Source organism: Capsulimonas sp. (genome assembly GCF_039929585.1).
Taxonomy (GTDB): Bacteria; Armatimonadota; Armatimonadia; order Armatimonadales; family Capsulimonadaceae; genus Capsulimonas.
The window spans coordinates 1-7,261 of the sequence record NZ_JBDSQY010000091.1 but is presented as its reverse complement, the minus strand read 5'-3'; the positions used below and the strand labels follow the sequence as shown (position 1 = coordinate 7,261).

The 7,261-nt window shown below is 58.8% G+C and carries 5 protein-coding genes, 1 tRNA gene and 1 pseudogene; 3 read left to right on the top strand and 4 right to left on the bottom strand.

Annotation, left to right across the window (positions count from 1 at the left end):
* Positions 1-67: 67 nt before the first annotated feature.
* From ABIZ35_RS06525 to ABIZ35_RS06515, 3 genes are all read right to left on the bottom strand, one after another.
* Positions 68-1,217, bottom strand: a protein-coding gene (locus tag ABIZ35_RS06525; protein ID WP_348219071.1) for an IS3 family transposase whose coding sequence is annotated in 2 segments (ribosomal slippage) — positions 68-946 and positions 948-1,217 — 1,149 coding nt in all. Because the reading frame shifts where the segments join, the coding sequence is not laid out codon by codon here.
* A 311-nt stretch (positions 1,218-1,528) separates the two neighbouring features.
* On the bottom strand, positions 1,529-1,810 hold the full coding sequence (locus tag ABIZ35_RS06520; protein ID WP_348219070.1) for a hypothetical protein: 282 nt from the start codon (positions 1,808-1,810) through the stop codon (positions 1,529-1,531).
* 77 nt (positions 1,811-1,887) lie between these two features.
* A complete protein-coding gene (locus ABIZ35_RS06515; protein ID WP_348219069.1) occupies positions 1,888-2,268 on the bottom strand; it encodes a hypothetical protein in 381 nt (126 codons plus the stop codon).
* 170 nt (positions 2,269-2,438) lie between these two features.
* On the opposite strand from ABIZ35_RS06515, the gene ABIZ35_RS06510 reads away from it, so the two are divergent.
* The 3 genes from ABIZ35_RS06510 to ABIZ35_RS06500 all read left to right on the top strand — a co-directional run bounded on the left by ABIZ35_RS06510 (position 2,439) and on the right by ABIZ35_RS06500 (position 6,796).
* Entirely contained in the window at positions 2,439-3,155 is a 717-nt protein-coding gene (locus ABIZ35_RS06510) for a TetR/AcrR family transcriptional regulator (protein ID WP_348219068.1), read from the top strand.
* 1 nt (position 3,156) lies between these two features.
* A complete protein-coding gene (locus ABIZ35_RS06505; RefSeq protein WP_348219067.1) occupies positions 3,157-6,012 on the top strand; it encodes a DUF294 nucleotidyltransferase-like domain-containing protein in 2,856 nt (951 codons plus the stop codon).
* A 698-nt stretch (positions 6,013-6,710) separates the two neighbouring features.
* Positions 6,711-6,796 (top strand) — tRNA-Leu (locus ABIZ35_RS06500).
* Between the two features lie 64 nt (positions 6,797-6,860).
* On the opposite strand, the pseudogene ABIZ35_RS06495 reads toward ABIZ35_RS06500, so the two are convergent.
* Positions 6,861-7,261 (bottom strand): annotated as a pseudogene (locus ABIZ35_RS06495) (hypothetical protein); the annotation flags it as partial.

Genomic DNA, 7,261 nt, shown 5'->3' with positions numbered 1-7,261 from the left:
TATAGTGGTCCCATTTGTCAAGACAGTTTGAGAGGCTTTTTTAAGGTGGATTGTGTCCTTTCGTTCGTCATCGTTTTCTTTGCAATCGGTGCGGTTCGGCGTGGACCAGGGCAGGCGTCAAATTGCCCAGCGACTGATGTGGCCGAACCTCATTGTAAAACTTCAAATAAGACGCCAAACCTTGGCGGGCTTGGCGTGGGGTTTCGTAATCGGCCAAATAAACCTCTTCTTGTTTGACGCTGCGCCACAGCCGCTCCGTGAAAATGTTGTCCACGTAACGTCCGCGACCATCCATCGAGATACGCGTGCCCGCCGTCAGAAATCGGCTGGTAAATCGCTCGCTCGTGAAATGGCTGCCCTGATCCGAGTTCACAATTTCAGGCACAGCATGGCCCAGGGCCGTTTCAATACAAGACAGGACGAACGGCATTTCTAAAGTATCGGCCAGTTCCCAGGCAATGATCCTTCGGGAAAACCAGTCCAGGAACGCCACCAAATAAAGGAAGCCGCCGCGCAGCCGAATGTACGTGATGTCCACTCCCCACACCTGGTTGGGGCGATCGATGGATAAACCGCGCAGCAAATACGGATAGACTTTGTGGCCTGGACCGCTGGGTTTCGACAGATTGGGCTTCGGAAAGAGAGTAAATAGACCCATTTCCGCGCGATAACGACGGATCGTATGCCGACCGACGATGACGCCTTCCCGTTCCAAAAGCGTGACAAGTTTGCGTGTTCCAAGACTTGGCCGCTCGGTGTACCATTCATCCAGGCGATGCTTGATGGCGATCTCCGCCGCCCGCGCGGGATGTGGCTCATAGTACAAACGGCTACGCGATAAAGAAAGCAGCTCCGCTTGCCAGAGCAAAGGCACGGCGTCGCATCCTTCGCGTTCGACCAGAGCCAATCGTTCGTCAGGCGTCAGGTTTGAGACCAGATTTTTTTTTCAGCCAGTTCACCTGCGTTGTGAGGCGACCGATTTCCTGATAAAGCTGTTCGACTTTCTGCTCCTGGGCTTCCTGAACCTTGGCCTGCGAGTTCTTGCGTTCGAAGACCAGAGCCAAGTCTGTGACGGCTTCCTGCTTCCATTTCGTCAGCAGGTTCGGATGAATCTGGTGCTCGGAAGCGAGCTGGGCGACGGTCTTGGTTTCTTTGAGCGCCTCCAAAACGACCTGCGCTTTGAAGGTGGCGGAATAGTGTTTTCGGGTGTTGGGCATGGTGGTGTATCCACCTTAATTGTGCCCGATTTGCTGTCCTAATTTATAGGACCATTATATACATGACACTGTCACTCCGATGAGCGCGCCTACTGCGGCGTCATTGATTGGCTTTGATCGTGATATGATGAGAGCCGACAAGGCGATCAGACAGATGGGGATCGACAGTATATAGAAGGTGGCGAGCGATCCTACTACGGCTCCGAGAAAACCGAGAAGGCCCATGCTGAAAGCGGCCGAACCACGATTGAAATTTTCTTCATCCATGTTATTCTCGAATTTGTTCCGCGTCGTTGTGAAGATGTTTCCAATCAATACTTTGTCATTCCAGGGATCAGCATAAGAAGATAGGCCGCAACGATTCCGCAGAGTGCGCTGATGGCTAGTCCTTTTGCCGTTTTAGACTTCGAGATGATCAAAACCGGAAATGCGGTGAAAACGATGATGATTGCTAATATACCGAAAGCTGCAAGCACGCCGAAAATTCCGAAAGCAAAGAACAGCAGATTTAACACTTTCGCCGCACCTTGTAGGTTGGCGCTGTCGTTGTGAACGTCAAAGTCCACGGGTTCTTCTTTGCGATCTTGATTCATGTTCAGTTGTCTCTTTCTGAAGAAAGCGCCTCCTGCGATTGCGTTGCTGCTCGCTGGAGGCGCTTGGCGGATCTCGTTCAATAGTCCGAGTTCGGGTAAGGCGAGGCGATCTTCGGAGCCACGGCGGTGTGGCGGATCTTGCTGAAGATCGCTAGGTTGAAGAAGTGCATGCCGCCGAGTACGAGAAGCACCATGCCAATCTTGGTCGAGAGCGCTTCGATGCTTCCCTGGGGCGTCGTAACCGCCACGTGGATCGTGAGCATCAGGGTCACATAGCCGCCGTTGATCAGATAAAACCCGACGACCAACATTTGGTTCACCGAGTCCGCCAGGGCTTCGTTGCCGTGGAAGACGTCCACCAAAAAGACGCGTCCGTTCTTGTGAAGGGTCTGCGCGACCCACGCCGTCAGGCCGATGCTGATTACCAAGTAGGTCAGGTATGTCGTCACCATGATCATTGTTCCGTCCTCCTCAATCTTTAAAGTGAACTTGTTCACTTCTGTTTATACTATACCTCGCTCGCTTCGTTTTGTAACGGAAAAATGAACGTGTTCAAAAATATATTTTCGATGGGCTTGCCGAACGTGGTATGCTATGGGTATCGGCGTAAGCCTTAGACTGGATCGGTATGACTACTCAACTGACAACGGAGACTGTGGGCAAAGGGGAGCCGGCGGGGCTGACCCCCAAGGGCGAGCAGACCCGCAAGCACATTCTGGAAACGGCGCTGGGGCTGTTTGCGGATAAGGGGTACCAGGCGACGACTATGCGCGAGATCGCGGCGGCGGCGGGGTGCTCGCTGGGGCTGACGTATCGTTACTTCTCGCGCAAGGAAGAAATGGTCGTGGCGCTGTACGCGCGCACCGCGCAGGAGCTGGAGGAGCAGGTGGCGTCGCTGCCGCATGGGACGATCGCGGAGCGGTATGCGGCGGCCCTGGAAGGGGATCTCGTGCGGCTGGCGCCGTTTCGGGAAGCGATGGGGACGCTGTTCGGCGTCGCGCTCGTTCCAGACTCGGAGCTGGCGGTGCTGGGCGAGAACTTGCAAGAGCTGCGCGCGCAGGTGTGGGGCGTCTTTCGCAAGGTGATTATGGAGGCGAGCGACGCGCCCAAACCCAAACAAGCCGACGATCTCGCCACGGCGTTCTACGCGGGATACCTGGCGTTTCTTCTCTTCTGGCTCCAGGACCGCACCCCGAACCAGCAGACAACGCAAGAACTGCTGAGCTTTGGGAAGGACTTGCTCGCCAAGTTTCGGCCGGCGCTTCGCCTGCCGCTGGCGGGTAAGCAGCTCGCCCGGCTGGTAAAGATCATCGGGCCGATGTTCGGCCCGATGGGGAATGTCTGATATGATCGAACGCTATTCCGACCTGACCCCGGAGGCATTGGCGCCGCTGGGGTTCGAAGATACGGCGCATGCGTGTTATGTGCTGCGGGAGTTCGCGGGGCATGACATTCCCGACGGGCTGTTCGAGGCGTTTCTGCGCGTTGTGGTGAAGACGCTTGCTGCGTGCGCCGATCCGGACCGGGCGCTGGGGAATCTGGCGCGCTGGGCGGATGTGAGCGGCAGCCGATACTCCGCCTACGCCATGATCGCGAGCAACCCCGAGGCGGCTTGGATATTGACGACTGTGTTCGCCGCCTCGCAGTTCTTCGCCAACTTAATCATTAGCAATCCCGAGTATGTCGAAGTGCTCATCAATCCACGGATGCGTGATCGTGATCGTGACGCCGAGGCGCTCTGGGAGGACTTGACGCGCCGTGTCGCTGTGGCGCGCACGCCGAACGCCAAGCGGGACGCCCTGCGCCGGTTCAAGCCGCTGGAGGTGCTGCGCATCGGCGCGCGCGATATCCTGGGATACGCGAACATGGAGCAAACGGCGCGGGCGATCAGCGACTTCGCCGACGCCTGCGTGCGGATGGCCGTGCGGATCTGCGCGGAAGAAGCGGGCGTGGAGGCGCCGCCGTTCGCCGTGATCGCCATGGGCAAGCTCGGCGGCCGCGAATTGAATTACTCTTCGGATATCGATCTGATCTTCGTCCACGCAGAGCGCACTGGGTTTCATCCGATCAAATTCGCCGAGGCCGTGCGGGATACCATGGCGCGCGTCACCGAAGCCGGATTTGTCTTTCGGGTGGATCTCCGACTGCGCCCCGAGGGACGATTTGGCGCTTTGTCTCGCTCGGTGGAGTCGTGCCGGGCGTACTATGAGTCGTGGGCGGAGCCGTGGGAGCGGCAGGCATTGCTCAAGGCGCGCTGCGTGGCGGGCGACACGGCCGTAGGCGAAATGTTTATCGGTATGGCGATGGATTTTGTGTACCCATCACGCGTCGAGGAAAGCTTTGTGGAAAGCATCCGGTCCAACAAGCGCCGGATCGAGGAAAAGGCCGCGCGGAGCGGCGACGCCGATGTGAACGTCAAGGAAGGGGTGGGGGGCATCCGGGACGTCGAATTCGCCGTCCAATTGATGCAGCTGGTCGCGGGCGGCAAGAACCCCGAACTGCGCGTGGGAAGCTCGCTGGAGGCGCTGGACCGTCTGACGCGCGCTGGCTTCCTGACGGTGGACGAGCACGATACCCTCGCGGAATCCTACGCTTTCCTCAGAACCGTCGAGCATCGTCTGCAAATCATGGACGAGCTGCCGATTCGCAATATTCCTCGCGATGCGCATGAATTGGACAAATTTGGTCGCCGTCTCGGGTACGCAAACGGCGCGGAATTCCACGCGGATTATCGTCGTCACACCGAGCGCGTGCACGCGCTGTTTGCGCGATTGTTTTATGGATCGAAGCAGGAGAGCAAGGCGCTGGATGAGATTGCCGTCTGGGTACTCGCGCCCGACGATCCGGCGGCGCTGGCGCACCTGCGGGATGAGCTCACGAGTCTCGGCTTCCAGCAGTCCGAAACGGCGCTGAGAATGCTCCGGCAAAGCATCGTCGGGTCCGAGTATGGGGGGATGGCCCCGGACTCGTCCGATTCCTTCGCCGCCGTCAGCCCCCGGCTGCTGCGCGCCGCCGCCGAGACGTCCGATCCAGACGGGGCGCTGCTCGGTCTGGACAACCTGGCGCGCGAAGTCCCCTCGCGCACGGCGCTCTTTCAAACCCTCGCCGAAAGCGATACGCTCCTGCCGCGACTCTGCCGGCTCGCCGCCGAAGGCCCCGCTGTCTGGCAGCTCTTACTTCAGCACATGGAGTTCTTCGATTTGCTCGCGGACGATGAGGTGATGGACAATCCATCGCCGCCGCCCGCCAAGCTCCCGGCGACCGCTAAGGCGCTTGCCACCTCACTCCTGCGCGCGCGTCTGCTCTGCGGCGCTCGCGACATCTGGGAAATCAACACGGTCGCGGGGACGATGGGGGAGCTGACGACGGTTGCCGAACGCGCTCTGTCCTCCGCTCTGTCGATTGCCAGTCAGGAGCTGGGATTTGAGGGTCGCTTCGCCATCATTGGCATGGGTAAGCTCGGTGGCCGTGAGCTGGGGTACGCCTCAGACCTGGACGTTCTGTACGTCTCGGACTCCGATGGGGTGGTTGCGGCGACGAAGGTCGCGGAGCGCCTCCAGCAGATCCTGCGCGACGATATTGCCCGCTACGGCGTCCGTTTCGAGCTGGACGCTCGCCTGCGGCCGGACGGTCGTAAAGGCCAGCTCGTGCTGGACCTCGCGACATATCGTCGCTACTACGCCGAGAGCGCCGCGACCTGGGAGCGTCAGGCGCTGCTCAAATCACGCCCGGCGGCGGGCGATCTTGCGCTCTGCGCCGAGTTCGCATCCCTCGCCACGCAGTTCGTCTACGGCTCCCCAATTGCTGACGAACAAATTGAAGAGATTCGCGCCATGAAGCGTCGAATCGAGAAAGAGCGGGCGCAAGGCGCGGCAAACCTCAAGCTCTCCCCGGGCGGCATGACCGACATCGAATGGATCGCCCAGATCCTTCAGCTTCGATGGGGTCATAAAAAGCCGCGCCTTCGCCCCTCTGGGACTTTGGAAGCTCTGCTGGCCTTGCGCGACGACGCAAAAATCCAGCAATCCGACTGGGAAGTGCTGGACGCCGCCTACAAGGAACTTACACGTCTGCGCAATCGTCTGTATTTAAGAAGGGGCGTCGGATCGGATATATTGGATCCCATGCCGGAGGCGACGGGGGAGCGCATGAAGGCCGTGCGCGCGATCTCTCTGCGTTTGTTTTATGAGGAAAATATCTAAGCCGCCGCCCGTTTCAACCCATAGGCCTGCGGGTATATTTATGTTACGACGCTATCACTTCAAAATAAATTTGAAGGCAACGGATGTTCTGGAACAAAACTCCGTGTTTTAGCGTTATAATATTAGAGCTTAGTCACAAAGAAGTGAATAGGCGTCTACCAAATGTGGGAAGAGCCGAAGCGGGCCAGTTATGCTCGCTGTTCTCCTGAAGCGCAAGATGCGAACCGTAAAGTCTCGGGGCGCGCGCCTCAGGTCGGTCATTTCCCCGCCGGAGTTTCGCGTAGAAATTCGCCGGCGCCGAGAGACCTTCGCGAGAGCCGCTAGGACGGCCGCTCGGGAGGTCTTTCGCTATTTGTGGGGTCCCCGTTCATCCCTATTCCCCCGCGCTTTAGCGCGTTTCCCCCTTTTTCCCAACAAGCTGCTTCGCAGGGTAAAAGGGGAGCCAATCATTGAGTTCCTTGCACGCTCGACAAGTAGGTATACAGAGTGTTTGGCGCTCGCAAACCTACGGTTCCCATCCTCACGACTTTGTGACGAGTGAATGGATGGTAATTATTTGCTCCCCTTTTACCCTGCGAAGCAGCTTGTTGGGAAAAAGGGGGAAACGCGCTAAAGCGCGGGGGAATAGGGATGAACGTTGACAACTCGACTTCCCTTCGGATATAATATCCCTGCCCAGCACGTCAGTGCGCCCACTTGCCGAAGTGGCGGAACGGTAGACGCGGAGGTCTCAAAAACCTTTGGGGGCAACCTCGTGGGGGTTCGAGTCCCCCCTTCGGCACCAAACAGAAAAAGCGATCGCCTAGAAATTAGGCGGTCGCTTTTTTGTTTGCCGTGTGTCAAGACCGTTACGCGCGGGCGGCTTTCTTCGCGGGCATTTTGATGACAGTCGTCACGGCGGCGCCGTCGCTGGTGGCGGTGATGGTCGCTGTGCGAGGTTTGGCGGACGCTGCCCCCAGGGTGACCGGGAACGGCGCCGTGGTTGCGCCGGCGGGAATGCGGACAAAAGCGGGCGTTTTTGCGGCGGCGGAGTCGCTGCTGGCGATGGTCACCACTGCCCCTCCCGCGGGAGCGGCGGCGGCGAGGGTGACGGTGGCCGTCAGCGTGGCGGATGTCGCGCCGGGCGCTGTCGAAAGGGACGCGGCTTTGGGAAGGGCTGCGGGAAGCAGTCCGAAAGCGATGACCTGTTTAGAGAACGTGGCGAGGTAGACCTTGCCGTTCACGATGGTGGGCGGGCAGAACTTTGCGA